Source organism: Amycolatopsis sp. NPDC000009 (assembly GCF_055563465.1).
Window position 1 is genome coordinate 41,448 of sequence record NZ_JBVHDI010000030.1, and the last position, 26,425, is coordinate 67,872.

A 26,425-nucleotide genomic window follows, 5' to 3' on the forward strand; every position below is an offset into this window, starting at 1 on the left:
CGGCGGAAATCGGGAATCAGGGGTTTCCTTTGTTCGCCACCGGCTTGACAAGCGGAGGCATGGACCAGAATTGCCACATGGCGTCACTCAGTCCCTGCGCCCGCCGGTCGAATTCGACCGGATCGGCCAGCAGGAGAGCAGGCACCAGTTCAGTCTGCTCCGGGACGGGGTCGGGCGGCGGTGAAATCGGCCCCGCGGTACGCGCGGGCCGGGATTCCCGGACCGCGCGCCGGTCGACCTCACCGAGCACCGTCTTCAACGCGGCGAGGTCCCTGCCCACTTCGGTGAGCGTGGCCGCGGCCCGCGCGGCCGCCTCGGTGCGCTGGGCCATCAACCTTCGGATGAGCGCGGGATCCGCGGTGTCCCGCGCGGTTCGGGTCAACTGCTCCAGGACCGCTACGAAATCGTCCAGCGCCCGCGCGGCGCGGGCGTGCTCCTCCGCGACCATCCGGCACCGGGCGGCCAGCTCGGTCCGACGGCCCGAATACGCGTCATGTCCAGGGCCGGACCAGCCATGAGGATCGATCTGTCGCACCTCGACGGCTTGGTCTTCCAACGTCCGGGAAACCGCCCGCAAGCGCTCCGCCTCGCTTCGGAGCACGCTGACCGTCCCGGCCGTCCAGGGCGCGCTCGGCCCGTCCGGGTCTTCCGGGTGCATCGTCCGTCCTGTCCGCTCAGCCGAGAACGGCCTGGATGGTGCCGGCGTTCCCGGCGTCGAAGGCGATGGCCCGCCGGGTAAGGCTTTGGGCGGCTTCGATCAGCGAGACCTTCTCGATCGCCTCTTCCTCGCCGTTGCGGTAATCGCGCGCGGCCTTGCCCAGCCGGTCACCGAGGCGCCGCACGTCCTCGGCGAGCACGGTGACACTGTGCGCGGAAGCCTCCTGGAAGCTCTCCAGCGCCGCCACGAGCACGGGATCCCCCGCTTCGCTCGCCGTGGCCTTGAACTTCAGCGCCGGTTGCCTGGTGATCATCTCGGTGATGTCGTGGAGCCGGTCACCCGCCCGGCTCAGCTCGTCGGGAACGGCCTCGAAATCGATCATGTCCGGTGTCCTCGTCTCGGGTCAGCACTCACGGGCGAGCCGGGCGATCTCCTCCGGCGGGAGGGGCAGCGTGGCGTCGGCCCCCGCTCCCAGCACCGGACTCGGATCGATCAGGATCCCGGTCGGGAAGATGCGGCCCGCCGCCGTCCGCACGACGTCACGACCGGTCCACCGGCCGATCCGGGCCCAGCCCGCGCCGGTGGACTCGCGATAGGCGGCCAGCAGGCGCTCTCCGGTGAAGACGCACAGCCACTCGCCCCGGGTATCGAGCTTCGCCGCGAGCGGTACACCGTCTCGGTCCGCGGGGCCGTGGACCGGGCCGTCGAGGAACATCTTCAGCACCGGGTCCATGGGGGTCCGCAACCCTCGGATCGCGGCGGACAGTCCGTCGGCGACCGCGGCGGGTTCCGGGGGTTCGGGCCGGATGTTCCCGGCCAGCCAGCGCGAAGCCCGGCCGAGGTCCTCGTCGGTGATCGCGCTCTGATCCGCGCTCAAGCTCTTCACGACGGCAGGCAGGAAAGTGTCGTTGAACCGGCGGGTACAGGTCCGGACGCTGTACCCGATGCCATCCTGTTCGACCAGTTTTTCGAGCCGCCGGACGACGCCGCTCTCCTCGTCGGGCGAAGCGGCGCCGAGGTTGTACGCGGTCCAGACGATCAGATGCATTTCGGGTTTCGGGAACTGGTCCAGTACCCGGTTCAAGCGCAGGAGCACGATCTCCCGCACGCGGGACACCCCGGCGTCTTCCGCGATCCCCCAGCGTTCGAGCAGCTCCGGGCCCATCACCGTGGCGAGCCCGTCCTGCCAGATGCCGTTGCGCTTGTGGATGCCGAGCACACTGTCCTCGGGTTTTTTTCTTTTCCTCGTCGAAGTCACTATTCCTCCCCTGCGCGACCTCAAGGACGAAGAGCCTAGGCGATCACAATATGCTCCACGAATCAGCCCCGGCGGCCCGATAAACCGGCTTCAACCTGCACTTTTGCCAATTTTTGGACACCATCGGGCGCACTCACGCCTTTTGTTCGCCACCGAATTGACAACGAAGGAGGATGACCAATCCGTGGCGAACGAAAACCGTACGTACGTCTCCTGACCACTTACTGGCCAACGTCCGGCGGGAGGATGCGCGAAGACGATCACTCCGCTTAGCGTCGAAGCGACAGCCGCTGGTCGAGCGGCCGGGAATCAGGAGCACGGAATGGAACTCGTCGTGATCGTCGGGCTGGCGATGCTGCTCGGAGCCGCGGCGGGCTGGCTCGTTTCGGCACGGTGGCATCAGCGCCGCCGGGCCGAACTCGTTCAGTTCGCCCAGGCATGGGAATACGCGCGGTACGCCGGATACGTCTCGGCGCACCGGTACCCGCATGGGACCGGTGCGCCGTTCTTGAGGTGATTCAGGCGTGGACGACGCGGGCCAGTTCCGCCGGCGTGGCCAGCAGACGGTGCTTCGGCAGCACGCGGACGGTGTACCCGATCGAGCCCGGATGCGGCAGTTTCAGCCGCGCCGCGAACGCGCCGATCCCGTCGCCCGACATGGGGACGGTGACGGGGTCGCTCAGTTCGTCCCCGTCGCCCACCTTCCCGACGACGGCCTGAACGTCCACTTCGGACGGTTCGAGCCCGGCGAGGTCGATCCGCGCCCGGATGGTCACCTCGGTCCCGGTGACCATCGGCGCGGAGCCCTCGACGAGCAGTTCGGTGTCGAAGATCCGCACCCGCGGCCAGGAGACGTCCAATTTGGTCCGGTAGTCGGCCAGCGACAACGCGCCGCGGTATCCGTCACCCGTGGCTTCGGCGACCATGCGCGAGGCGGGAAGGTAGCCCGATTCGACGTACTCCCGCACCATCCGCGCGGCCTGCACGCGCGGCCCGAGGGTCTCCAGCGTGTGCCACACCATCGACATCCAGCCACCGGGAACGCCGCCGGCGTCGCGGTCGTAGAACAGCGGCGCGATCTGGTGACCCAGCAGGTCGTAGAGCGCCGCGGCCTCCAGTTCGTCGCGGCGCAGCGGGTCGGTGACGCCGTCCGCGGTCGGGATGGCCCAGCCGTTGCTGCCGTCGTAGCACTCGTCCCACCAGCCGTCGCGGATGGACAGGTTGAGGCCGCCGTTGAGCGCGGACTTCATCCCCGAGGTGCCGCACGCCTCCAGCTGCCGCACCGGCGTGTTCAGCCAGACGTCGCAGCCGCGGTAGAGGTAGCGCGCCATGGACATGTCGTAGTCCGGGAGGAAGACGATGCGGCGCCGGACCTCGGGATCGTCGACGAACCGGACGATCTGCTGGATCAGCTGCTTGCCGCCCTCGTCGGCCGGATGCGACTTGCCGGCGACGACGAGCTGGATCGGGCGCCGCTCGTCCAGCAGCAGCGCGCGCAGGCGTTCCGGGTCGCGCAGCATGAGCGTGAGCCGTTTGTAGGTCGGCACGCGGCGCGCGAAGCCGACCGTCAACACGTCCGGGTCGAAGACCGTGTCGGTCCATCCGAGTTCGAGCGCGGACGCGCCGCGCTGCATCCACGCGGCCCGGACCCGCCGCCGCACCTCGGCGACCAGCTTCTCCCGCAGCTCCCGCCGCAGCGCCCACAGCTGCTCGTCGCTGACGCCGTCCCGCAGCGGCTTGCCCCGGGCGCCGTCGAGCCCCAGCTCCTCGTGGTTGCGCCCGAGCAGCGCGCTCAGCTCGCGGGCCACCCAGGTCGGCCCGTGGACGCCGTTGGTGACCGACGAGACGGGCACCTCGTCGAAGTCGAAGCCGGGCCACAACCGCGAGAACATCCGCCGCGACACACGGCCGTGCAGCGCGGAGACGCCGTTCGCGCGCTGGGCGAGCCGCAGTCCCATATGCGCCATGTTGAACAGGCCGGGGTTGTCCTCCGCGCCGAGCGCGAGCACGCGGCGCGGGTCGACGTCCGGGACCAGCCTGCCGTCGGTGAAGTACCGCTGGACCAGATCGACGGGGAACCGGTCGATCCCGGCGCTCACCGGGGTGTGCGTGGTGAACACGGTGCCGGCGCGGACGGCGGGCAGCGCCTCGTCGAACGCCAGCCCGTCGGCCTGGATGATCTCGCGGGCGCGTTCCAGCCCGAGGAATCCGGCGTGGCCTTCGTTGGTGTGGAACACCTTCGGCTGCGGATGCCCGGTCAGCTCGCAGTAGCGCCGCACCGCGCGGAAGCCGCCGATCCCGGCCAGGATCTCCTGACGGATGCGATGGTCGGCGTCGCCGCCGTACAGCCGGTCGGTGACCGCGCGCAGGTCCTCGTCGTTGGCCTCGGTGTCGGTGTCCAGGAGCAGCAGCGGGATCCGCCCGACGCGGGCCTTCCAGATCTGCGCGTGCAGCGTGCGCCCGGCGGGCATCGCGACGTCCACCAGCACCGGCTTGCCGCCGTCGGTCACCAGTTCCAGCGGGAAGGCGTTCGGGTCGATCACCGGGTAGTGCTCGACCTGCCAGCCGTCGAGCGACAGCGCCTGCCGGAAGTACCCGGCGCGGTAGAGCAGCCCGACACCGACCATCGGCACGCCGAGATCCGACGCCGCCTTGAGGTGGTCCCCGGCGAGCACGCCGAGGCCGCCGGAGTAGTTCGGCAATGCCTCGGTGACCCCGAACTCCATCGAGAAGTACGCGACGGCGGGCGGGAGGTCGGCGTCGTCCTGCTTCTGGTACCAGCGCGGCTCGGCGAGATAGCGCTCCAGATCGGCGACCGCCTCGCGCGCGTGGGCGAGGAAGGCGTCGTCGACGGCGAGCTCGTCGAGCCGGGCCGGGGGCAGGGCGGTGAGCATCCGCAGCGGGTCGCGGACGCGGTTGAACAGCTCCGCGTCCATCGACGCGAACAGGTCGCGCGTGGGCGGGTGCCAGGTCCAGCGCAGATTCGTGGCGAGGTCACCGAGGCCGGAGAGCGACTCCGGCAGGCTCGCGCGGACGGTGAACCGGCGGACTGCTCTCATGAGGAGCGACCATATCGGCAGCGACCCCGCCCCGCTCAAGACCCACTTCGGGGATTACCTGCACGCGGGCCATAAGCGCTGGGTAGGGTCCCTGCTTGCCGGAGTACGCGGCCCGGTCGGGGCCCTGACGACAAGCGAGTGAACATGATCCAAGGGGGAGCGCGGGGCCGTCGACGCCCGGCTCTGATCGCGGTCGTGACGGTGCTGGCCCTCGGGCTGAGCGCTTGCAGCGACAAGGGAAGCTCGACCGGCCAGCAGGGCAGCCAGCCGGGCGCCGGTGACATCGCCGGCCTGCCGGTCACGCATTTCGAGAGCGGGCTGAAGCCGAACGCGCCCAAGCCGGGCCTCCAGGTCCGCAACGAGGACGGCTCCGAAGACGACCAGCTCGCCATCGCCGCGATCGCCGACGCGCAGGCCTACTGGACCGAGGTCATGCCGCGCGACTTCGGGCAGCCGTACGAGCCGCTGAAGTCGCTGCTGTCCTACAGCGCGAAGACCGACGACGAAAAGACCGAATGCGGCAGTGTCAAGAAGCTCGTCAACGCGTTCTACTGCCCGCCGGGTGACCTGGTGGCGTGGGACCGCGGCGTGCTGTTGCCGATGCTGCGCGAACGGTTCGGGAAGATGGCGAGCGCCGTCGTGCTCGCCCACGAACTCGGGCACGCCGTGCAGTACCGGCTCGGCGAGAAGGCCAGCATCAAGAAGAACACCCCGTCGATCGTCAAGGAGCAGCAGGCCGACTGTTTCGCCGGCGGCTACTTCCGCTGGGTCGCCGAGGACAAGAGCAAGTTCTACCGCGTCTCCACGTCCGAGGGCCTCAACCAGGTCATGGCGTCGCTGTTCCTGATCCGCGACCAGGCCGGCACCAGCGCGACCAAACAGGGCGCGCACGGCACGGCGTTCGACCGCACGTACGCGTTCCAGGTCGGGTTCGAGAAGGGCCCGAAGGAATGCGCGGCGATGAACGAGGAGAACATCAAGGCGCGGATCACCGAGCGCCCGTTCGACAAGGGTGACAAGGGCAAGGGCGACGCGAAGCTCGACATGAAGATCATCGGGATCCTGAAGGAGAGCCTGGACAAGGCCTTCGAGGGCGCCGGTGTCCCCGGCCCGGAGATCACCGAGGACGGCAACGGCAGCTGCCCCGGCGGCCCGAGCACCCCGCCCGCGTCGTACTGCCCGTCGAACAACACCGTCAGCATCGACCTGGTCAAGCTGCGCGAACTCGCCCAGCCCGTCGACCAGCAGGCGGAATGGGAAAGCGGGCACAGCGAGGGCAAGGGCGACTTCGCCGCGTTCTCGGAAATCGCGTCCCGGTACGCGATGGGCATCCAGAAGGGTGTCGGCGCGTCGATCGACAACGCGAACGCGGGCCTGCGCACCGCCTGCCTGGTCGGCGCGTGGGCGAAGGCGAGCACCGTGCCTGGCGCGACGCTGCGGCTTTCGGCCGGTGACCTCGACGAGGCCATCTCGGACCTGCTGAGCCCGGAGAGCCTGGTCTCGGCCGACGTCAACGGCAAGCGCGTGGACAACGGCTTCGAGCGGGTCGAGGCGCTGCGGAAGGGCTATCTGGAGAGCTCGGCGGTCTGCTCGACCCAGTACGGCTGAGCATCGGGCTCGTGAGTGGTAAGGACGGTTCTAACCGTCCTTACCACTCACGAGGCTTGTGTCAGTAGAGAGCGCTCGCCAGATCCCGCCGCGCCTTCATGACGCGCTCGTCCGCCGAGTCGAACAGGTCGAACAGCGCCACCAGGTGCTCCCGCACCTTGTTGCGCTCGTCGCCCGCGGTACGCCGCACGACGGCGATCAGCCGCGCGAAGCCCGCCTCGGGCGCCTGCCCCGCGACTTCGAGGTCGGCGGCGGCGAGCTGGGCGTCGACGTCGGCCGGGTTCGCGTCGGCCTTCGCGATCGCGTCCGGGCCGGCGGCCTCGGCGCGAGCGGTGAACTTGACCTGCGCGAGCGCGGTCTTGGCCTCCTCGTTCGCGGGCTCGACGTCGAGGATGCGCTCGTAGGCCGCCTGCGCCGCGGCGAAGTCACCGCGTTCGAAGGCCTCCTCGGCCTCGGTGAACCGCGGATCCTCCGGCACCTCGACCCCGCCGCCGTTCTGCTCGGCGGCCTTGATGCCCGGCAGCCGGTCGCGCAGCGCGTCGAGCAGCGAGCCGAGCCACTTGCGGATCTCGGGTTCGGGCAGCGCGCCCGAGAACGCGTCGACCGGCTGGCCGCCGCCGATGGCGATGACCGTCGGGATGGACTGCGCGCCGAAGAGCTGCGCGATACGCGGGTTGGCGTCGACGTCCACCTTCGCGAGCACCCAGGCTCCGCCGGACTCGGCGGCGAGACGCTCCAGCACCGGGCTGAGCTGTTTGCACGGGCCGCACCATTCGGCCCACAGGTCGACGACCACCAGCTGCTGCAGGGAACGCTCGACGACCTCGGTCTGGAACGTCGCCTCGGTGACGTCGATCACGGCACCCGCCGTGGCGGGACCGCTCGGCGCGGCGCCGTCCGCGGGCCGTGGTGGGGCAGGAGGCTGTTTCTGGGGCGCCTCGGCACGCGCCTTGAGCGCGGAAAGGTCGACCGCGCCGGAAAGCGCGGCGGAGAGGGCCGCCGTCTTCGATGCTGATCCGCGTGGGTGTGTCACGGTTCCATCCTGGCACGCATCCCCGAGCGTTTCACCGCATGCCCCCGGCTGCCCGCTTGGCAGGACGTCGCTGTTCGGGCAGGCTCGCCACGAGGGGGTGATCGACATTCCGACACGCAGGACGGCCACCGTGGCCGTCGCGATCGCCATCGCCGTCACGTGGGTGAGCGTCATCACGGTCCTGATCGTCCATCAGCCCGACCCCGGTGTCGCCAGTCCCGGGCAACTCCGGGAGGGCCTCACCGCCGCACTCAACGAGCACGACGCCGAGGCCCTCTCCGAACTCGTCGACTACCCACCCGCGTCGGCCGGCGACTTCGCGAAGTCCTATATCGGCGCGCTGGCCGATCGCGGCGCCCACGACGTCACGGTGAAGTTCGCGCCGGACGATCTCGCGCCGACTTCGGCGACCGTCAGCGGGAAGCTCGGCGACGGCAGCTCCTTCGGCTATCCGGTGGCCATCGCGGTCAAGAACAAGCTGTGGCTGGTCTCGTTCACCCCGCCACTCCCCTGACTCATTCGCTCAGGTGCTTCTCGACGCGCTCCACCTTCGCGGTCAGCTGCCCTTCGTAACCCGGCCGGATGTCGGCCTTGAGCACCAGCCCGACCCGCGACGAACCCTCACCCGCGGCCTCGACGGCCCGCTTCACGACGTCCATCACCTGATCCCACGTGCCTTCCACATTCGTGAACATCGCGTTGGTGGAATTCGGCAGTCCGGACTCGCGGACCACTTTCACCGCGCGGGCGACCGCCTCGCTGACACCGCCGTCCTCCTCGGCCGCGGACGGGCTGACACTGAAGGCCACGATCATCTTCTGCTCCTCGTTCAGACACTTTTCCCACGCATAACACCCGGTGGTGCGGCATGGCACGGGTACCCGCTGGTAACTTCGAGCGCCATGAGCCGTCCGTTGCCGTTCGACCCGATCGCCCGCGCGGCGCAGCTGTGGGAGGCCCGTATCGGGCCGTCCGAGACCATGGCCGCGGTGACCGGGATCATGCGCGTGCAACAGATCATCCAGTCCGCGGTGGACGGTGCGCTCAAACCGCACGGGCTGACCTTCGCCCGGTACGAGGCGCTGGTCCTGCTGACCTTCGCCCGCGCGTCCCATCTGCCGATGCGGGTGATGGGCGAGCGGCTGCAGCTGCACCCGACGAGCGTCACCAACATCGTCGACAGGCTGGAGAAGGACGGCCTGGTCAAGCGGGTGCCGCATCCGACCGACCGCCGGACGACGCTGGTCGAGATCACCGACGAAGGCCGCGTCCGCCGCGAAGAGGCCACGAAAGCGGTCACCGAGATCGACTTCGGGCTGACCGGGCTCACCGGCAAGCAGACCGAGCAGCTGACCGACCTGCTCACCAAGGTCCGCAAGGCCACCGGCGACTTCACCGAATAGCGCGTGAAGGCCCCCTTCCCTCAGCTGAGCCGAGGGAAGGGGGCCTTCACGCGCCGCAAGATCAGGCGGCGGCGGTTTCCGGGGTCTTGGCGAAGAGGCCGACACCACCGTGCGACAGCCGCTGCGGGCCGTCCAGCTTGCCGTTGCGCAGCGCCCAGGACTCGAACAGCCAGGTGAACAGCGGCGGGATGCTGGAGAGCAGCGCGAGGATCAGGGTCTTCGGGCGCCAGCCGAGCGGCTTCGCCACGGACAGGGAGACCAGCACGTAGAGGACGAACACGACGCCGTGCACCATGCCGAGGACGGGAACGCCGCCCTCGCCGAGCTTGACGGCGTACTTGAGGAACATCCCGACCAGCAGCCCGGCCCACGAGAGGGCTTCGGCTACCGCGGCCACGCGGAATACTAGAGCGGCCTTGCTGGACACTTTCTCCTCCTGTGGGGTCTCACCACTATGGGTACACACATGACTACGTCCGACGAGCACTGTCCAAGGCGGACTCGCCAAGGACGTCAACAGCGCTGTCGGACGTGGTAATACCAGTGTGAGGCGTGACGACGCTCACCGGAACACCGGGGGCCGTGATGCTCCTCACGACCCTTGTATGGACCGGTTTAAAGGCCCGGCACAGGGCGATTTCGGCGCCCCTTCCGGTCCGGTCGCCCAGGTGGCCTTGGCCACGTCCCCGGTCAGCCTGAAGTCCAAAGTGGTCCCGCGCGTCAACTGTTCCAACCCGACATACGCCCGCTGCGAACCGGTTCCCAGTCCTTGGACGTACTGGAGCTTCGACCCGTCGGCACCGTCGGCCTTGATGGTGATGTCGCGGCCGTTCTCCAGATGCACCACCGACTTCTCGAACCGCGGCGCGTTCAGCAGGAACTGCCCGGTGCCCGGCACCGCCGGATACAGCCCCAGCGCGCTGAACACGTACCACGCCGACATGGTCCCGAGGTCGTCGTTGCCGGTGACCCCGTTCGGCGCGTTGGTGAACAACGTGTGCGCGGCGCGCACCACGGCGGAGGTCTTCCACGGCTGCCCGGTCAGCGTGTACATCCAGGGCGAGTGCAGATCCGGCTCGTTGTTCGGGTTGTAGCGGAACTGGTTGTAGTAGTTGTACGGGCCGACGACCCATTCCTCGCGCACGGTCTTCGCCGGGTCCTTGACCAGATCCCCGTAGGCGAAGAAGTCGTCGAGCCGCTTGCCGACGTTCTCCTTGCCGCCCATCCGCTCGACGAGGCCGGGGACGTCCTGCTGGGTCAGCCACTGGTACTGCCACGACGTGCCCTCGTGGAACCCGTCCTGGCTTTGCGGGTCGAAGGGCTTACCCGCCGGGCTGAACCATTCGCCGCCTTCCAGCTTGGGACGATAGAACCCCGTGAAGCCGCGGTCGGTCACCGAGGAGTCCCACAGCGTGCGATAGCTGCGTCCCTTGTCCGCCAAGGCTTTCGCGTCGTCCTTCTTGCCGAGTCCGGCGGCCATGACGGACAGCGAGCAGTCCGCGAGCGCGTATTCCAGCGTGGCCGAAGCGCCGTGGTTCGGGTCGGTGTCCTGGCCCTTCTTCGGGAAGTCCTTGTCGTACTGGACGAACCCGTCCTTCTGGTAGCTCGCGTTCCCCGAGCGGCCCTGGAACGGTGAGGAAGCGGGCGGGATCTCGCGCGAGTTCTGCAGAAGTGCCCGGTACGCCTTGAACTCCTGCCCGGACAGCGCGCCGAAGCGCCACAGGTCGACCAGGAACGGGGTGACCGGATCGCCGGTCATCGTGTTCGTCTCCTGATTCGCGTACGCCCAGCGCGGCAACCAGCCACCCTGGTCGTGGATGGCGAGCACGGATTTCGCGACGTCCTTCGCCCGAGCCGGGCGCAGGAGGGCGAGCAGCTGGTTCTGCGTGCGATAGGTGTCCCACAACGAGAAGAACTCGTAGTACGTCCAGCCCAGCGCGCGATGGATCTTGTCGTCGAACCCGCGGTACCGTCCGTCGGCGTCGTTGCCGGTCAACGGTTGCAGCAACGCGTGATAGAGCGACGTGTAGAAGACCGTGCGGTCGTCCTTCGTCCCACCCTTGATGTCCACGGAGGACAGTTCCTTGCGCCAGGCGCGCTGGGCGCCGTCGCGGACCGCGTCGAACGAACGGCTCTTCTCCGAGGCCAGGTTCAGACGGGCGCCGAAAGCGTCCACATGGGAGATCGCGGTCGTCGCGGTGACCTGCCCGCCGCCGAAGGTCAGCCAGGCTCCGCGCAAGCCTTCACCGCCCGCGGATTCCTTCGAGCCGGGCGTGCCGCCCGTGGGCGACCAGGTGCCGAAAGACTTGAACGGCTTGTCGAACGTCGTGGTGAACCAGGTCTTGTACGGCTTCCCGCCGCAGAACGCCTGCGACTCCACCATTCCTTCGATCGTCCGGTCGCCGACGACGAGGATCTGGCTCGCCGTCACCGGTTCCTTGTCGTTGGCCTGGCCGACGTTGACGAAAACGTTTGCGTCGCCCGATTTCGCGAAGGTGTACCGCTCGACGCCGGTCCGCGTGGTCGCGGTGGTCTCCGCGTCGACGCCGCCGTAGCCGGTGAGCCGCACCTTGTAGTAGCCGGGCTTGCCGACCTCGCCCTCGTGCGTGTACGGCGAGGCGTACTTCTTGTGGTCGAACGTCTCGGGTTTCGTGGTGTCGAACGCCGCGCCGGGCCCGACCGCGCCGGTGGTGGGCAGGGACGACACGAGGCCGCCTTGCTCCCAGCAGCCCGCGCCGGACAGGAAGAAATGCCCGAAGCCGCGGATCGCGGTGTCGTCGTAGCGATAGCCGGCGTAATGCGACGAGATCGGGCTGACCTGCGTCATCCCGAACGGCGCCGAGGCGCCGGGGAAGGTGTTGCCGTCGTCCTTGGTGCCGATGAAGGTGTTGACCGCGTCCACGGGGTCGCCACCGGGTGCCGCCGCCGCGACGGGCGTGACCAGCCCGGCGGGGACGACGAGCGCGGTGAGCAACCCGGCGACGCGGATCGAGGTACTTGCGGGCATGGGAAAGGCCGCCTCCTGACAACGTTGTCGCTGCCTGCCCACCTTCGACAAGAACGAACCACCTGGTCAAGAGGTCCGCCAAACCCTGTCCGATTCAGGACAGTGACTCCGGGGGCCATAACGGTTCGAACTCGGAAAACGGCCCCAGGACGAACCGGGCATTGACACGGACGCGTCGCTGGCGTTCAATTCCGGCCACTATGACAACGTTGTCTTCCAGCGGACCGGACAACGGCCACCGCACCACCGGCCGACGGGCCACGATGAGTGACGTGGCCCGGCTCGCGGGCGTGAGCATCAAAACCGTCTCGCGAGTGGTGAACGACGAGCCCGCCGTCCATCCGGACACCGCGGAGCGCGTCATGGCGGCGATCGAGCAGCTCGGGTTCCGGCGGAACCTCGGCGCGCGGAACCTGCGACGCGGCTCGACGACCGGGACGATCGGCCTGATCGTCGAAGACGTCGGAAACCCCTTCTACTCCGAGCTCAACCGGGCCGTGGAACGCATCGCGACCTCCTTCGGCCGCCAAGTGCTGACCGGTTCGTCGGAGGAGAACTCCGACCGCGAACGCGAACTGGTCCTGGAGTTCTGCTCCCGCCGCGTCGACGGCATCCTCGTCGTCCCGGCCGGGATGCAGCACGGCTACCTGGTCCCCGAGATGCGCGCGGGCACGCCCGTGGTGTTCCTCGACCGGCCCGCCGGCGACATCGTGGCCGACACGGTGCTGGTCGACAACATCGGCGGCACCGTCGAAGCGGTCGCCCAGCTGGCGAAACACGGCCACCGCCGGATCGCGTTCCTCGCCGACAGCCCGGACATCTTCACCGCGGGCGAACGGCTGCGCGGCTTCCGCGAAGGCTGCGTCCGCAACGGGATCCCCTACGACGAGCACCTCGTCGTGATGCGGACGCCGACCGCCGAGAGCGTCGGCGACGCCGTGAAGCGGCTGCTCACCGGGCCGAATCCGGCCACCGCCGTGATCGCGGGCAACAACCGGGTCGCCGTCCACCTGCTGCGCGCGCTGGCGCACGCGGAGCGGCGTCCCGCGATGATCAGCTTCGACGACTTCGAGCTGGCGGATCTGCTGGATCCGCCGGTCTCCGTGATCGCGCACGACGTGAGCGCACTGGGCCGGGCGGCCGCGGAACTGCTGTTCGCCCGGGTCCAGGGAGATCAATCCGCACCGAGAAAGGTAGTTCTGCCCGTGCATCTCGTAGCCCGCGGTTCCGGGGAGGTCGCCCCTTCATGAGCGGCCACCTCGAACCGATCCGCCTGCCGGCGAACCAGCCGCCGCAGTTCTACCGCGGCGGCGACGCCATCGCCGCGTTGCGGGGCGCCTCCTCCGAGTCCGAGTACGGCCCGGAGGACTGGGTCGGCTCGGCCACCACGATGTTCGGCCAGGAGACCAACGGCCTGACCAAGCTGCCCAGCGGGGTCTGGCTGCGCGACGCCGTCCGCGAGAACCCTTCGGCCTGGCTCGGCGCCAAGCACGTCGAGGCGCTCGGCGATTCGACCGGCCTGCTGGTGAAGCTGCTCGACGCGGGCCAGCGCCTGCCGGTGCACTTCCATCCGTCGGACTCGTTCGCGAAGCGGCACTTCGACTCGCACTTCGGCAAGACCGAGGCGTGGATCGTGGTCGGCACCTACGGCGACGACCCGCGCGTCTACCCGGGATTCAAGGAGACCGTCGACAAAGCGACGGTCAACGAATGGGCCCGCACGCAGGACGCGCCCGCGATGCTCGAAGCGCTGAACAGTGTCGCGGTCACCCCCGGCGACACGGTCTACATCCCCGCGGGCCTGCCGCACGCGATCGGCGAAGGCGTCTTCGTCGTCGAGCTCCAGCAGCCGACCGACTTCTCGCTGACCCTGGAATGGCGGGACTTCCTGGCCGACCCGGAGAAGGCGCACCTCGGCATCGGCTTCGAAACCGCCATCGAGACACTGGACACCTCGGGCTGGGACGAAGAGCGGCTCGGCTCGATCGTCAAGCGCACCGCGGGCGAAGAAGCGTCCACTGTGGACCTTCTCGCCGACGGCAGCGACGCGTTCTTCCGTGCCGACCAGCTCCGTCCGGCTGTTTCCGGTAGGTCGACAACGTTGTCACTCGATCCGTCGTTCGCGGTGCTGGTCGTCATGGACGGTTCGGGCACGCTCCGCACGGAACACGGTGGCGAGTACGCGCTGCGCAAGGGCGAGACGTACGTGGTCCCCTACGACGCCGGTCAGGCAGGCGTGGAGGGTGACGTCACCGTCATCCGCTGCCGGCCGCCCGCACCCGAGAAGAGGGAGCGATCGTGAGCGAACTCCTGCTCGACGCACAGAACCTGGTCAAGCGCTACGGCTCGGTGGAGGCGCTGCGCGGTGCGTCGTTCCAGGCGCGGGCCGGTGAGGTCACCGCGCTGATCGGCGACAACGGCGCCGGTAAGTCCACTTTGGTCAAATGCCTCTCCGGCGCGGAGCAGCCGACGTCGGGGAAGATCCTGCTCGACGGCTCCGAAGTGGTGCTCGAATCCCCCACCACGGCGAGGCGGATGGGGATCGAGACGGTGTACCAGGACCTCGCCGTCGCACCGGAACTCGACCCGGCGGCGAACCTGTTCCTGGGTAGAGAGATCCACCGCAAGGGGATCCTCGGCAAACTCGGGATGCTGGACAAGAAGGAGATGAAGCGCCAGGCCGTGGAGGAGTTCCAGCGGCTCGGCGTGACCCTGCAGAGCACCGACGTCCCGATCGGCTCGCTTTCGGGCGGGCAGCGGCAAAGCGTCGCCGTCGCGCGGTCGGTCGTCTGGGCGTCGAAGGTCGTGTTCATGGACGAGCCGACGGCCGCGCTCGGCGTCGTGCAGCGCGAACGCGTGCTCGACGTGATCAAGAAGGTGCGGGACAAGGGCATCGCCGTCGTGCTGATCAGCCACAACATGCCCGAGGTGCTGTCGGTGGCCGACCGCATCGAGGTGCTGCGGCTCGGCAAACGCGTCGCCCGGTTCGCCGGCGACGGCACGAAACTGGAAGACCTGGTCGCCGCGATGACGGGCGCCCTCGTACAAGAGGAGGCGGCGTGACCGTGTCCACTCCGACGAAGAACGGCCCCGAGATCCAGACCTCTGTGGACGGTGGCTTCGGCAAACGCTCGATCGGGCAGCGGCTGATCGGGGCCAACACGTTCTGGATCGCGCTGGTGCTGCTGGCGCTGATCATCGTGTTCACCGCGATCGCGCCCGCCGAGTTCGCGACGCTGTTCACCTTCCAGACCCTGCTCATCGAGACCTCGGTGCTGCTGGTGCTCTCGGTCGGCATGACGTTCGTGATCATCACGTCCGGTATCGACCTCTCGGTCGGTTCGGTGCTGATCTTCGCGGGCATGGTGGCGGGCAAGACGATGGAGGCGCTCAGCCCGGACGGCGACGCGACCAAGGCCGGTTGGGGCGTCATCACCGCCGGGCTCGTGGCGGCGGTGATCGCGGGCACGATCTGGGGCCTGATCAACGGTTTCCTGATCGCGGTGGCGAACATCCCGCCGCTGATCGTCACGCTCGGCACGATGGGTGCCGCGCTCGGCGCCGCGTACCTGCTGAACAACGGGTCCGACGTGCGCAGCGTGCCGACCGAGCTCAACAAGACGCTCGGCTACGGGACGTCGTTCGGCGGCGTGCCGAACCTGGTGCTGGTGGCCGTGGTGATCACGCTGATCGGCGCCTGGCTGTTGCACACCACCAAATTCGGCCGCTACACATACGCCGTCGGCTCCAACGCCGAAGGTGCGCGGCGGGCGGGCATCGGGGTGACCGCGCACCTGCTGAAGGTGTACACGCTCACCGGTTTCCTCGCCGGTGTCGCCGGTTTCCTTTCGCTGGCGTACTACGCGTCGACCACCATTTCTGCGCACACCACCGACAACCTCAACGCCATCGCCGCCACGGTGATGGGCGGGACGAGCCTCTTCGGCGGTGTCGGTTCGGTGCTGGGCACGGTGATCGGCGTGTTCATCCCGGCCGTGCTGAAGAAGGGCTTCAACATCACGCAGGTCCAGGACTTCTGGCAGATGATCGCGGTCGGCGCGGTGCTGATCGCCGCGGTCTGGTTCGACCAGCGGCGCCGTCGTCGCCGCAACTCTCGCTGAGATTCCCTACGCACAAAGAGGTGCTATCCCCATGAAGAAGACCCTGCTCGCCGCCGGTGCCGCCGTCTCCGCCGCCCTCCTGCTCACCGCTTGCGGCGGTGGCACGGTCGGCGAATCGTCTTCCGGTGACTCCGGCGCCAAGACCAACAACAAGAAGCTGTCGCTCATCCCGGGTGTGCAGGCCGAGCCGTTCTACATCTCGATGCAGTGCGGCGCCGAGGCCGAGGCCAAGAAGGCGGGCTACGAGCTCACCACGCAGGCCCCGCAGAAGTTCGACGCGGCCATGCAGACCCAGCTGGTCAACGCGCTGGGCTCCAACCCGCCCGCCGCGCTGCTCATCGCGCCGACCGACGCGCAGGCCATGCTCGCGCCGATCCAGCAGGTCAAGAACCGCGGCTCGAAGATCATCGAGGTCGACACCGCGCTGAAGGACACCAGCGTCGCGGAGTCGTCCATCTCGTCGGACAACGCCGAGGGCGGCAAGCTCGCCGCCAAGACCATGGCGGAACTGGCCGCGGGCAAGACCGGCTCGGTGCTGGTGCTCGACACCATCGCCGGTACCTCGACCACGAACACCCGCGCGAAGGGCTTCGAGGACGAGCTGAAGAACTACCCGAACCTGAAGTCGGCGGGTGTGCAGTTCACCCAGAACGAGCCCGACCAGGCCGCGTCCAAGGTGACCGCCGCGCTGGCGTCCACCCCGGACCTGATCGGCATCTTCGCGACCAACCTCAACACCGGTGAGGGCGCCGCGACCGGCCTGCGGAACGCGGGCAAGATCGGCGCGGTCAACCTGATCGGCTTCGACGCTTCGCCGTCGGAGATCGAGGGCCTGAAGAAGGGCGAGTACCAGGGCCTCATCGCGCAGGACCCGGCCGCCATCGGGCAGCAGGGCGTGCAGCAGGCCATCGCGGCGCTGGAGGGCAAGCCGGTGACCCGGAACCTGACCGCTTCGCTGCACTCGATCACCAAGGCGAACATGGACGCGAACGCGCAGTACTTCTACAAGCAGAGCTGCTGACACCCTCGTGAGTGGTAAGGACGGTTCTAACCGTCCTTACCACTCACGAGACCGGACCGACGCTCACGCCAGTTCCACGCGCGTCGTGCCCGGCGCTAACCGCTCCAACGCTCCGTACAGCCGCGCGCCGCCGCCCAGGTGCCCCAGCGCGTACCTGTACTCGCCGTCCTCAAGCAGCGCTTCGGGCCCCGATCCGGTCCAGTCGAGCCGGTAGTGCCACCAGTGCATCCACCGCCCCACCCGCCGCTTCTCCCGGTACACCCGCAGCCGGGTCACCTCGGTCCACCGGACCTCGAACACCCCCGGCACCGCGAGCCCCGCGGCGGAAATCACCAGCGAGCCCGCCGACTTCCGGAGCGCGAGCAGGATCAGCCCCGCGAAACCCACGCTGAGCAGGCTGAACACCACGCCGGAAACCGAGCCGGAGAACAACGCCAGCACGACGGCCACCAGGCCGCCGACGCCGAACACCACGAACCCCGCCCACGCGAACCGGCGCATCACGACGTCCAGCCGGAGCACCACGGCATCCCCAGTGACCATGCCCGGAGCGTAACCGGCGAAACCACTCAGCGACGTTAGGATCTAGGCCCCGACGTCGTGGAGGAGGCCGGATGACCACCCGTCTGCCCTGGCGTCCCGCCGCGAGCGCGGATCCGGTGCCGGTGCTCGCCGCGGCACAGCGCGTCTCCGACGATCTCATGGACGGCCTGGCCGGACCCCGCGCCCGCCAGGCGGCGCACGGCCTCCGGCGGCTGTTCGGCGTCCCCGGGCTCGGTCTCGGCGACCTCTCCGGCTCGCTCGTCTGGTCCGGTCGCCCGGCGGCGGACGACGTCGTCGCCTCCGCGCTCGACGAGGTCCTCCACTCCGAGACGCCGGTGTCCGGCCCCGGGCTGCTGGCGCTGCCGCTCCACGTCCACGACGAACTGGCCGGCGTCCTCCTGGTCGCCGGCGGCAGGAACGCCATCGCCCGCCAGGCCGCCGAACTCGTCGTCCACGCGCTCGAACGCGGCAGGCTGGAGGCCTCCGCCGAACAGGCCGCGGAAGCCGAACTGCGAGCGCTGCGGGCCGAGATCTCGCCGCATTTCGTCTACAACGCGCTCACCGTGATCTCCTCGCTGGTCCGCTCCGATCCGGACCGCGCCCGCGATCTGATGCTCGACTTCGCCGAGTACACCCGCTACAGCCTCGCCAGGCACGGCGAGTACACGATGGTCGCCGAGGAGTTCCGCGCCATCGAGACGTATCTGGCGTTGCAGCGCGCGGTGCTCGGCGAGCGGCTGCGGGTGCAGGTGCGCGTCGCGCCGGAGGTGCTGGCCGTCGCGGTGCCGTACCTCGTGCTGGAGCCGTTGGTGGAGAACGCGATCCGGCACGGGATCGAGCCACGCGCCGAGGCGGGGTTCATCCAGGTTCAGGGAATGGCGGAAGGGAACGACTGCGTGATCAGCGTCGAGGACGACGGTGTCGGCATGGACCCCGCACGCGCGGCGGCGATCCTGGCCGGGCGCGGCGACGACGGCGGCGTCGGGCTGGCCAATGTGGACAGAAGGCTGCGCAGCGTCTACGGACCGTGGTACGGCCTGACGGTCGAGACCGAGACCGGCGCGGGCACCAGGGTCGTGGTGCGCGTGCCCCGGTTCCAGCCGGGGGTGCTGCCGTGACGAACGGGCTGCGGGTGCTGGCGGTCGACGACGTCCCGCCCGCCCTCGACGAGCTGTGCAGCCTGCTGCGCGAGGCGCCGGAAGTCGCCGAAGTGGTCGCCGCCGGTGACGCGCTGAACGCGCTCAAGCTGTTGCAGGGCAGTCATTTCGACGCCGTGTTCCTCGACATCTCCATGCCCGGCCTCGACGGGCTCGAGCTCGCCTCGCTCCTGGCGAGGCTCAGCGAACCGCCGGTGATCGTGTTCGTCACCGCGCACGACGGGCACGCCGTGGCCGCGTACGGTATCGGCGCCGTCGACTACCTGCTCAAACCGGTCCGGGCGGAACGGCTGTCCGCCGCACTGTCCAAAGTGGTCCGGATGGCGGGCAACCAGCCCGACGAACCGAAGCCCGCCCCGGACGCGATGTCCGCGCTGCCGGTGGAATCCGGGGGGCGCACCCGGTACGTCCGCCGCGACGACGTCCAGTTCGTCGAGGCGCACGGCGACTACGTCCGGCTGCACACGAAATCCGGCGTCCACGTCACGCGGATGCCCATCTCCCGGCTCGAAGAGTATTGGGAGGGAACGGGATTCACCCGCGTGCACCGCGGCTTCCTGCTCGCCGTGGACGCGGTGCTCGAACTGCGCAGCGACACCACCGGCGGGCTGCTGGCGCATACCGAAGCGGGTGACGTGCCGGTGAGCCGCCGCCACGCGCGCGACCTGCGTGACCGGTTGCTCGCCGCCGCGCAACGCGGCGAGCTGGGCCGGGGAAGCCGTCCGTGAGCCGCGTCAAACGGGTGGCCGTCACCAGTCCGCAGACCCGGCTCGCGCATTCGCGGCGCCGTTCACGCGGGCGTTGGCGTGTCCCCCGGCTGGCCGCGGGCGACGCCGAACGCGCGGACGCGCTGTACCGGGCGCAGCGCCGCCGGGGGATACCCGCGCTGGCCGGGATGTTCGGGCTGGTGTTCGGGCTCCCGCTGGTGTTCGGGGTGTTCCCCGGGCTGGACTCGGTGCGGCTGCTGGGGATTCCGCTGTCCTGGCTGATGATCGCGTTCCTCCCGTACCCGGCGATGGCGCTGCTGTCGTGGTGGCAGCTGCGCCGGGCGGAAAAGATCGAGGACGAGTAGTGGTCACCGCGCTCTCGGTGGCCCCCGTCGTGCTGATCACCCTGCTGATCGGCTTGCGCGGGGTCGCGGCCATGCGCACGACGTCGGACTTCCTCGTCGCCTCGCGCCGGATCTCGCCGCTGGTCAACTCCGCCGCGGTCTCCGGCGAATACCTGTCCGCGGCGTCGTTCCTCGGTGTCGCCGGGCTGGTGGTGAAGGACGGTATCGGCGCGCTCTGGTATCCGGTCGGCTTCACCGCCGGGTACATCGCGATGCTGGTGCTCGTGGCGGCGCCGATGCGGCGCTCCGGGGCGCTCACCGTCCCGGACTTCGCCGAAGCGCGGCTCGCCTCCCCCGCCCTGCGCAGACTCGCCGCCGTCGTCGTCCTCGTCATCGGAACCCTTTATCTGGTCCCGCAATTCCGCACCGCGGGGCTCGTGCTGACCGCCGTCGGCGGCACGCCGTACTGGGTCGGCGTCGTCATCGCGGGCACCGCCGTCAGCGCGACACTGGCGCTCGGCGGGATGCGCGCGGCGACCTACGTCCAGGCCTTCCAGTTCGTGCTGAAACTGCTGCTGTTCATCATCCCCGCGATCTGGCTGGTCTCCCAGGTCTCCCCGGAGCAGCGATCGGCTTCGGTGCACCCGGTGGAATTCACCCACTTCGCCCGCGACACCAAGCTGTCCTTCGAGATCGACGTGACGCTGACCCTGCGCGAGCCGACCACGCTGCTCACCCCGGAAAAGCACGTGGTGCCGCCGGGCGAACTGGTGGCCAGGAGCGGGCAAACCCTGGAATTCGCCGAGGGCACACCGGTTCCCGCCGTCCGCGGCGGTGCCCCGCTGGGCGGGCCGGACTGGCAGCGGCCGCTGCTCGACCTCGGCGACCAGGGTTATCCGCTGCTCGGCACGTGGGCGATCCTGATCGCCACCATGCTCGGCACCATGGGCCTGCCGCACGTCCTGATGCGCTTCCACACCAGCCCGGACGGCCGCGCCGCCCGCCGGACCGCGGCGATCACCGTCGCCCTGCTCGGCGTCTTCTACCTGTTCCCAGGGGTTTACGGCGTCTTCGGCCGGGTGCTGGTGCCCGAGCTGTACGTCTCGGGCGCGACGGACACGGTCGTCGTCGCGCTGCCGGCGCAGGTCGACGACGGCTGGGCGGGCTCGTTGTTCACCGGATTGCTGACGGCGGGCGCGTTCGCCGCGTTCCTGGCGACGTCGCTCGGCCTGCTGCTGGTGATCTCGGGCGCGGTCGCGCACGACCTCGCGCCCGGCGGCCTGCGGAGACTGCGCTGGTCGGTGCTCGGGGCCGCGGCGGTGATGGTCCTGCTCGCCTTGCCGTCGGCCAGATTGGACGCGGGCGTCCTCGTCACCTGGGGCTTCACCGTGGCCGCGTCCACGTTCTGCCCGCTGCTGGTGCTCGGCATCTGGTGGAACCGGCTGACCGCCGCGGGTGCGATCAGCGGTGTGCTCGCCGGGCTCGTCGCGTCTTCGGGTTCGATCCTCGTGGCCTTGTTCGTCCCGAGCCTGAGCGGTCTGCCCGCGATCCTCGTGTCGCAGCCCGCGCCTTGGTCGGTTCCGCTGGCATTCGGAGTAATGATCGTGGTTTCCTTGCGGGGCAGGCCTCCCGCCTGGTCGACGGCCGCCATGCTGAGGCTGCACTTGGACGATCGCACAGCCGAAGCCCCTTCGTCGTGGTCCGGCCACCGTTCGTCGACCGTTCGTCGTCTCGGAAGACGTTTGAACCGCTGAAGGTTCCGGTCTCCTTGACCTCTCCTTAACGTGTCGCGGAACACATTCGCGGTGCGAGGAGAGCACGATGAGTACCGAAACGAACGCTCCCAGTCCACCGGAAACGGACTGGGACAAAGCCCATGACAGCGCGGAGTTCAAGGAACTGCGGGCTCGGTTGCGCCGGTTCGTCTTCCCCGTCTCGGCGTTGTTCCTCCTCTGGTACCTGCTCTACGTGCTGCTCGCCGACTACGCGCACGGCTTCATGAGCACGAAGCTGGTCGGCAACATCAACGTCGGCCTCGTCTTCGGCCTGCTGCAGTTCGTTTCGACCTTCGTGATCACCGGGCTCTACGTCCGCTACGCGAACAAGAAACTCGACCCCATCGCGGAGAAGATCCGCACGGACATCGAGAGTGAGGCCAAATGAACCTCGCCGCCGGAGTCGAGGGCGGCAGCCCCGTACTCAACATCACCATCTTCGGCCTGTTCGTGGTGGTCACGCTGTTCGTCGTGTTCCGGGCGAGCCGCAACACGAAGACGGCGTCGGACTACTACGCCGCGGGCCGCGCGTTCACCGGCCCGCAGAACGGCGTCGCCATCGCGGGCGACTACCTGTCCGCCGCGTCGTTCCTCGGGATCGCGGGCGCGATCGCCATCTACGGCTACGACGGTTTCCTTTACTCCATCGGATTCCTGGTGGCGTGGCTGGTCGCCTTGCTGCTGGTCGCCGAACTGCTGCGCAACACCGGCAAGTTCACCATGGGCGACGTGCTGGCGTTCCGGATGAAGCAGCGCCCGGTGCGGGCCGCGGCGGCGACGTCCACGCTGGCGGTGTCGTTCTTCTACCTGCTGGCGCAGATGGCGGGGGCCGGTGGCCTCGTCGCGCTGCTGCTCGGGATCGAGAGCAAGGCCGGGCAGGCCGCGATCATCGTGATCGTCGGCATCATCATGATCGCCTACGTGCTCATCGGCGGGATGAAGGGCACCACGTGGGTCCAGATCATCAAGGCGGCGCTGCTCATCGCCGGTGCGCTGGCGATGACGCTGTGGGTGCTGGGCATGTACGGCTTCAACCTTTCCGCGCTGCTGCAGGGCGCCGTGGACAAGGCGGGCAGGGCCGGTGAGGCGCTGCTCGGGCCGGGCAACCAGTACGGCAAGACCGGCACGACGAAGCTCGACTTCCTGTCGCTGGGGATCGCGCTGGTGCTCGGTACCGCGGGTCTGCCGCACGTCCTGATGCGCTTCTACACGGTGCCGACGGCGAAGGAAGCCCGTCGTTCCGTGGTGTGGGCGATCGGCCTGATCGGTGTCTTCTACCTGTTCACGCTGGTGCTCGGCTACGGCGCCGGCGCGCTCGTCGGCGCGGACAAGATCAAGGCCGCGCCCGGCGGCGTGAACTCGGCGGCCCCGCTGCTGGCGCTCGAACTGGGCGGCCCGATCCTGCTCGGCCTGATCGCGGCGATCGCGTTCGCGACGATCCTCGCCGTGGTCGCGGGCCTCACGATCACCGCGTCGGCGTCGTTCGCGCACGACGTCTACGCCAACGTGATCAAGAAGGGCAAGGCGTCACCGGCTTCGGAGGTGAAGGTCGCCCGGATCACCGCGCTGGTGATCGGCGCGGTCGCGATCCTCGGCGGCATCCTCGCCAACGGGCAGAACATCGCGTTCCTGGTGGCGCTGGCCTTCGCGGTGGCGGCGTCGGCGAACCTGCCGACCATCCTCTACTCGCTGTTCTGGAAGCGGTTCAACACCCAGGGCGCGCTGTGGAGCATCTACGGCGGGCTCGCGGTCTGCATCGTGCTGATCGTGTTCTCGCCGGCGGTCTCGGGCAAGCCCGTCGACCCGAAGACCGGGAAGAGCGCCTCGATGATCCAGGGCGTCGACTTCCACTGGTTCCCGCTGGACAACCCGGGCCTCGTCTCGATCCCCGTGGCGTTCTTCCTCGGCTGGCTCGGAACCGTGCTGTCCAAGGAACACAACCAGAAGAAGTACGCGGAGATGGAGGTCCGGTCCCTCACCGGAGCGGGCGCCGAAAAGGCCGTCGCCCACTAGTCGCCGGGACGGTGCGGCCGGCACCAACGCCCCCGGCCGCACCGTCCCGGTTCCCATTTCCCCTAGTAAGGCAGCTTCCCCGCCGTCAGTTCGGCCAGCTTCGCGCGGAGATCGGCGCGGGCCGACTTCCACAGCCCGGTGCCCAGCGAGATCCGCGCCACCCCCAGTGCCGTGAGCGCGGAGAGATCAGGGCCGCCGGGAATCGGAGCGGCGTTCACCGCTCCCGGCGCGACCGCCTTCACGAACTCGCCGAGTACCTCCGGCGACTTCACCATGATCGGGTAGACGCAGTCCGCCCCGGCCTCGAAGTACGCCTTGGCCCGCAAGATCGCGTCGTCCAGTACCGCTCGTTCGTCGGACGCGCCGAGGAAGACGTCGACGCGGGCATTGATCACCAGCGCGTCCCCGGCGGCCTCGTGCAACTCGGCGAGCCGTTTCGCCTGCGCCTCGAGCGGTCGTACTCCGCCTGAAGCGTGATCGGTGTCCTCGTAGTTGCAGCCGACGGCACCCGCCTCGGCCAGCCTCTCCGCGAGCTCTCCCGCTTCCAGGCCGTACCCGCCTTCCACGTCGACGGTCACCGGAGCCGAGACCGCCCGCGCGATCCGCGCCGCCGCCGCGAACATCTCGGCGGCGGGCGCGTCCTCCCCGTCCTCGTACCCGAGGACCTTGGCCACGGCGAAGGAACTCGTCGCCACGACCGGGAACCCGGCGGCTTCCACCAGACGCGCGCTGTCGGCGTCCCACGCGTTCGGCAGGAGCAGCGGGGCACCGGCGACGTGCAGTTCCCGCAGGCGGGCCGCCGTCATTCGGCGCGCTCGGGCAGCGGCGCGTGGCTGGTCACGCACATGCGGTTCCAGCTGTTGATCGCGATGGCCTCCCAGACCACGGCGCGGTACTGCTCCTCGGTGAAGACCCGGGTGGCCTCTTCGTAGACGTCATCCGGGACGTCGTGCACGGTCGCGACGTTCGTGATCGCCTCGGTGAGCGCGAGCGCGGCGCGCTCCTGCTCGGTGAACAGCTCGGTCTCGCGCCAGCCCTGCAGCACGAACAGGCGCCGCGGCGACTCGCCCATCTGCAGCGCGTCGTGGGAATGCATGTCGAGGCAGAACGCGCAGTGGTTGATCTGCGACGACCGCATCTTCACCAGTTCGAGGATCTTCTGGTCGACCCCGGCGTTGGCGGCGGCCTTCTCGACTTCGGCCTGCAGTTTCGCCATGGCCTGGTAGATCTCGGGCACTCGCTTGCCCACGTGGATTCGCTCGGTCATGCCGTCGAATCTAGCGGCGACTGGCCCACGAGTATGGTCCAGTGTCATGGCAGATTCGTGGTCCAGTTCGGGAATAGACGTCCATCTGGACTGGCGGCCCGAAAGCGGCCGGACCGGGCTCGCGACGGCGATCCGCGCGGCCATCCGGGAGGGACGCTGGCAGGCGGGCGCCTCGGTGCCCTCGACCAGGGCGCTGGCGCAGGACCTCGGCGTGGCCAGGGGAACGGTCACCCGGGTGTACGCCGACCTCGCCGCCGAGGGGTACCTGCGGACCGCCCAAGGCGCCCCGACCCGGGTCGCGACGGCGGGCGCGCTGCCCGCGTCGGCGCCGAGGCCCGTCCCCCGCGATCCGGCGCCACGCTGGGACCTGCGCCCCGGCAGGCCGAACCTGTCCGCGTTCCCCCGCTCCGCCTGGCTCGCGGCGACCCGGCGGGCGCTGCACCAGGCGCCGATGTCGGCGTTCGACTACACGGCCGAGTCCGGCGCGGCGGAACTGAGGGAAACGCTCGCCGCGTATCTGGCCCGCAGCCGCGGCGTGATCGCCGACCCCGCCCGCATCCTGGTGTGTTCCGGGTTCTCGCACGCGATCGCGGTACTGGCGCGAGTCCTGCACGCGCGCGGCGCGGACGAGATCGCGTTCGAGAACCCGTCGCTGCACATCTACCGGAACATCGCCGCCGCCAACGGTCCCCGCGTGGCCGGCGTCCCCGTCGACGACCACGGGATCACGGTGTCCTCTTTGGACAGTCCGGCGGTGGTGGTCACCCCGGCGCACCAGTACCCGCTCGGCGTCACCCTCGCGCCGCGGCGGCGGGCCGAACTCACCCGCTGGGCGGAGGAAACCGGCGCCGTCGTCATCGAAGACGACTACGACGGCGAGTTCCGGTTCGACCATCAGCAGGTCGGCGCGTTGCAGGCGCTGGCACCCGAACGGGTCGTGTACGTGGGCACGACGAGCAAGACGCTCGCGCCGTCGCTGCGCCTGGGCTGGATGGTGCTGCCGCGGTTCCTGGTCGAACCGGTGCGCACGGCGCTGGCCGAGAGCGGGGCGCGGCCCGCGCTGCTGGACCAGCTGGCGCTGGCCGAACTGATCGAATCGGGCGCCTACGACCAGCACATCCGCCGCTGCCGCGCCGAATACCGGTCCCGGCGCGACAAACTGCTCGCGGCCCTGCCGGATTCCGTGCTCCCGCAAGGGATCTCCGCCGGGCTGCACTTGGTGCTCCAGTTCCCCGGCGACCTCCCCCGGGAGATGGAGGTGCTGGCCGCCTGCCGCCGTCGCGCCATCGGACTCGAAGGCCTCAGCGGCTACTGGATCGGCGAGCCGCAGCGCGAAGGGCTCATCATCGGGTACGGCGCCGCCGCGAAGCACGCTTTCGGCGGCGCCACCCAGGCCCTGCGCGAGGCCATCTTCGAAGTCACCTGACACTCCTCCCGCATTTCGTCCTCTG

General features: G+C 69.3%; 27 protein-coding genes. 16 read left to right on the forward strand and 11 right to left on the reverse strand.

All coding sequences use genetic code 11. The annotated features are described in order from the left end of the window. Positions 1-16: 16 nt before the first annotated feature. From ACZ3HL_RS41860 to ACZ3HL_RS41870, 3 genes are read right to left on the reverse strand one after another with little or no spacing between them, the layout of a single operon-like run. On the reverse strand, positions 17-658 hold the full coding sequence (locus ACZ3HL_RS41860; protein WP_465537383.1) for a hypothetical protein: 642 nt from the start codon (positions 656-658) through the stop codon (positions 17-19). A gap of 16 nt (positions 659-674) precedes the next feature. After that, complete coding sequence (locus ACZ3HL_RS41865; RefSeq protein WP_465418548.1) at positions 675-1,040, reverse strand: hypothetical protein; 366 nt, start codon at positions 1,038-1,040, stop codon at positions 675-677. Between the two features lie 21 nt (positions 1,041-1,061). After that, positions 1,062-1,919, reverse strand: a complete 858-nt coding sequence (locus ACZ3HL_RS41870) for a hypothetical protein (RefSeq protein ID WP_465537418.1) — start codon at positions 1,917-1,919, stop codon at positions 1,062-1,064. Positions 1,920-2,238: 319 nt separating this feature from the next. Between ACZ3HL_RS41870 and ACZ3HL_RS41875 the strand changes: the two genes are divergently transcribed. Next, positions 2,239-2,433: a LapA family protein gene (locus ACZ3HL_RS41875; RefSeq protein WP_192743073.1), complete on the forward strand. Its 195-nt coding sequence runs from the start codon at positions 2,239-2,241 to the stop codon at positions 2,431-2,433. 1 nt (position 2,434) lies between these two features. On the opposite strand, the gene glgP is transcribed toward ACZ3HL_RS41875, so the two are convergent. Then, positions 2,435-4,975 carry an alpha-glucan family phosphorylase gene (gene glgP / locus ACZ3HL_RS41880; protein ID WP_465418544.1) on the reverse strand — a complete coding sequence of 847 codons (2,541 nt, stop codon included), beginning with the start codon at positions 4,973-4,975 and terminating at the stop codon, positions 2,435-2,437. 144 nt (positions 4,976-5,119) lie between these two features. Between glgP and ACZ3HL_RS41885 the strand changes: the two genes are divergently transcribed. After that, positions 5,120-6,583 carry a neutral zinc metallopeptidase gene (locus ACZ3HL_RS41885; protein WP_465418542.1) on the forward strand — a complete coding sequence of 488 codons (1,464 nt, stop codon included), beginning with the start codon at positions 5,120-5,122 and terminating at the stop codon, positions 6,581-6,583. A gap of 61 nt (positions 6,584-6,644) precedes the next feature. Here the strand turns inward: ACZ3HL_RS41885 and ACZ3HL_RS41890 are convergent, their stop codons facing one another. Beyond that, entirely contained in the window at positions 6,645-7,616 is a 972-nt protein-coding gene (locus ACZ3HL_RS41890) for a tetratricopeptide repeat protein (RefSeq protein ID WP_465537386.1), read from the reverse strand. Positions 7,617-7,713: 97 nt separating this feature from the next. Between ACZ3HL_RS41890 and ACZ3HL_RS41895 the strand changes: the two genes are divergently transcribed. Next, a complete protein-coding gene (locus ACZ3HL_RS41895; RefSeq protein ID WP_465418538.1) occupies positions 7,714-8,130 on the forward strand; it encodes a hypothetical protein in 417 nt (138 codons plus the stop codon). A gap of 1 nt (position 8,131) precedes the next feature. Here ACZ3HL_RS41895 and ACZ3HL_RS41900 read toward each other — a convergent pair whose 3' ends face one another. Continuing rightward, positions 8,132-8,431, reverse strand: coding sequence for a thiamine-binding protein (locus ACZ3HL_RS41900; RefSeq protein ID WP_465418536.1), 300 nt, complete (start codon positions 8,429-8,431; stop codon positions 8,132-8,134). An 87-nt stretch (positions 8,432-8,518) separates the two neighbouring features. On the opposite strand from ACZ3HL_RS41900, the gene ACZ3HL_RS41905 reads away from it, so the two are divergent. After that, the gene (locus ACZ3HL_RS41905) at positions 8,519-9,019 is read left to right on the forward strand and encodes a MarR family winged helix-turn-helix transcriptional regulator (RefSeq protein ID WP_034315493.1); all 501 of its coding nucleotides are present in this window, start codon (positions 8,519-8,521) and stop codon (positions 9,017-9,019) included. 61 nt (positions 9,020-9,080) lie between these two features. Here the strand turns inward: ACZ3HL_RS41905 and ACZ3HL_RS41910 are convergent, their stop codons facing one another. Both ACZ3HL_RS41910 and ACZ3HL_RS41915 read right to left on the reverse strand, forming a co-directional pair. After that, positions 9,081-9,446, reverse strand: coding sequence for a DUF3817 domain-containing protein (locus ACZ3HL_RS41910; RefSeq protein WP_034315490.1), 366 nt, complete (start codon positions 9,444-9,446; stop codon positions 9,081-9,083). Between the two features lie 165 nt (positions 9,447-9,611). Continuing rightward, complete coding sequence (locus ACZ3HL_RS41915) at positions 9,612-12,026, reverse strand: GH92 family glycosyl hydrolase (protein WP_465537388.1); 2,415 nt, start codon at positions 12,024-12,026, stop codon at positions 9,612-9,614. Between the two features lie 263 nt (positions 12,027-12,289). Between ACZ3HL_RS41915 and ACZ3HL_RS41920 the strand changes: the two genes are divergently transcribed. The 5 genes from ACZ3HL_RS41920 to ACZ3HL_RS41940 are packed head-to-tail and all read left to right on the forward strand — an operon-like array spanning position 12,290 to position 17,168. Continuing rightward, on the forward strand, positions 12,290-13,276 hold the full coding sequence (locus ACZ3HL_RS41920) for a LacI family DNA-binding transcriptional regulator (protein ID WP_034315485.1): 987 nt from the start codon (positions 12,290-12,292) through the stop codon (positions 13,274-13,276). Further along, on the forward strand, positions 13,273-14,328 hold the full coding sequence (locus tag ACZ3HL_RS41925; protein ID WP_465418532.1) for a class I mannose-6-phosphate isomerase: 1,056 nt from the start codon (positions 13,273-13,275) through the stop codon (positions 14,326-14,328). Before ACZ3HL_RS41920 ends, ACZ3HL_RS41925 begins: the two co-directional genes overlap by 4 nt. Continuing rightward, positions 14,325-15,089 (forward strand): ATP-binding cassette domain-containing protein, encoded by a 765-nt coding sequence (locus ACZ3HL_RS41930; RefSeq protein ID WP_465537390.1) that lies wholly within the window; start codon positions 14,325-14,327, stop codon positions 15,087-15,089. The genes ACZ3HL_RS41925 and ACZ3HL_RS41930 overlap by 4 nt, the downstream gene beginning before the upstream one ends. Then, entirely contained in the window at positions 15,086-16,147 is a 1,062-nt protein-coding gene (locus tag ACZ3HL_RS41935) for an ABC transporter permease (RefSeq protein WP_465418528.1), read from the forward strand. The genes ACZ3HL_RS41930 and ACZ3HL_RS41935 overlap by 4 nt, the downstream gene beginning before the upstream one ends. 31 nt (positions 16,148-16,178) lie before the next feature. Further along, the gene (locus ACZ3HL_RS41940; protein ID WP_465418526.1) at positions 16,179-17,168 is read left to right on the forward strand and encodes an ABC transporter substrate-binding protein; all 990 of its coding nucleotides are present in this window, start codon (positions 16,179-16,181) and stop codon (positions 17,166-17,168) included. 63 nt (positions 17,169-17,231) lie between these two features. Here ACZ3HL_RS41940 and ACZ3HL_RS41945 read toward each other — a convergent pair whose 3' ends face one another. Further along, entirely contained in the window at positions 17,232-17,711 is a 480-nt protein-coding gene (locus ACZ3HL_RS41945; protein ID WP_465537392.1) for a hypothetical protein, read from the reverse strand. A gap of 71 nt (positions 17,712-17,782) precedes the next feature. On the opposite strand from ACZ3HL_RS41945, the gene ACZ3HL_RS41950 reads away from it, so the two are divergent. The 6 genes from ACZ3HL_RS41950 to ACZ3HL_RS41975 all read left to right on the forward strand — a co-directional run bounded on the left by ACZ3HL_RS41950 (position 17,783) and on the right by ACZ3HL_RS41975 (position 23,707). Further along, positions 17,783-18,829, forward strand: a complete 1,047-nt coding sequence (locus ACZ3HL_RS41950) for a sensor histidine kinase (protein WP_465537394.1) — start codon at positions 17,783-17,785, stop codon at positions 18,827-18,829. Continuing rightward, on the forward strand, positions 18,826-19,596 hold the full coding sequence (locus tag ACZ3HL_RS41955) for a LytR/AlgR family response regulator transcription factor (protein ID WP_034315468.1): 771 nt from the start codon (positions 18,826-18,828) through the stop codon (positions 19,594-19,596). Before ACZ3HL_RS41950 ends, ACZ3HL_RS41955 begins: the two co-directional genes overlap by 4 nt. Further along, positions 19,593-19,940 (forward strand): hypothetical protein, encoded by a 348-nt coding sequence (locus ACZ3HL_RS41960; protein WP_465418516.1) that lies wholly within the window; start codon positions 19,593-19,595, stop codon positions 19,938-19,940. Before ACZ3HL_RS41955 ends, ACZ3HL_RS41960 begins: the two co-directional genes overlap by 4 nt. Next, positions 19,940-21,673: a sodium/solute symporter gene (locus tag ACZ3HL_RS41965; protein WP_465418514.1), complete on the forward strand. Its 1,734-nt coding sequence runs from the start codon at positions 19,940-19,942 to the stop codon at positions 21,671-21,673. The genes ACZ3HL_RS41960 and ACZ3HL_RS41965 overlap by 1 nt, the downstream gene beginning before the upstream one ends. 67 nt (positions 21,674-21,740) lie before the next feature. Then, positions 21,741-22,082 (forward strand): DUF485 domain-containing protein, encoded by a 342-nt coding sequence (locus ACZ3HL_RS41970; RefSeq protein ID WP_063272717.1) that lies wholly within the window; start codon positions 21,741-21,743, stop codon positions 22,080-22,082. Next, a complete protein-coding gene (locus ACZ3HL_RS41975; RefSeq protein ID WP_465537396.1) occupies positions 22,079-23,707 on the forward strand; it encodes a solute symporter family protein in 1,629 nt (542 codons plus the stop codon). The genes ACZ3HL_RS41970 and ACZ3HL_RS41975 overlap by 4 nt, the downstream gene beginning before the upstream one ends. Before the next feature lie 62 nt (positions 23,708-23,769). Here the strand turns inward: ACZ3HL_RS41975 and ACZ3HL_RS41980 are convergent, their stop codons facing one another. Beyond that, entirely contained in the window at positions 23,770-24,513 is a 744-nt protein-coding gene (locus ACZ3HL_RS41980; protein WP_465537398.1) for an isocitrate lyase/PEP mutase family protein, read from the reverse strand. Next, positions 24,510-24,974: a carboxymuconolactone decarboxylase family protein gene (locus tag ACZ3HL_RS41985; protein WP_465418507.1), complete on the reverse strand. Its 465-nt coding sequence runs from the start codon at positions 24,972-24,974 to the stop codon at positions 24,510-24,512. Before ACZ3HL_RS41985 ends, ACZ3HL_RS41980 begins: the two co-directional genes overlap by 4 nt. A 46-nt stretch (positions 24,975-25,020) precedes the next feature. On the opposite strand from ACZ3HL_RS41985, the gene pdxR reads away from it, so the two are divergent. Continuing rightward, positions 25,021-26,400, forward strand: a complete 1,380-nt coding sequence (gene pdxR / locus ACZ3HL_RS41990; protein ID WP_465537399.1) for a MocR-like pyridoxine biosynthesis transcription factor PdxR — start codon at positions 25,021-25,023, stop codon at positions 26,398-26,400. The last annotated feature ends 25 nt before the right edge of the window (positions 26,401-26,425 follow it).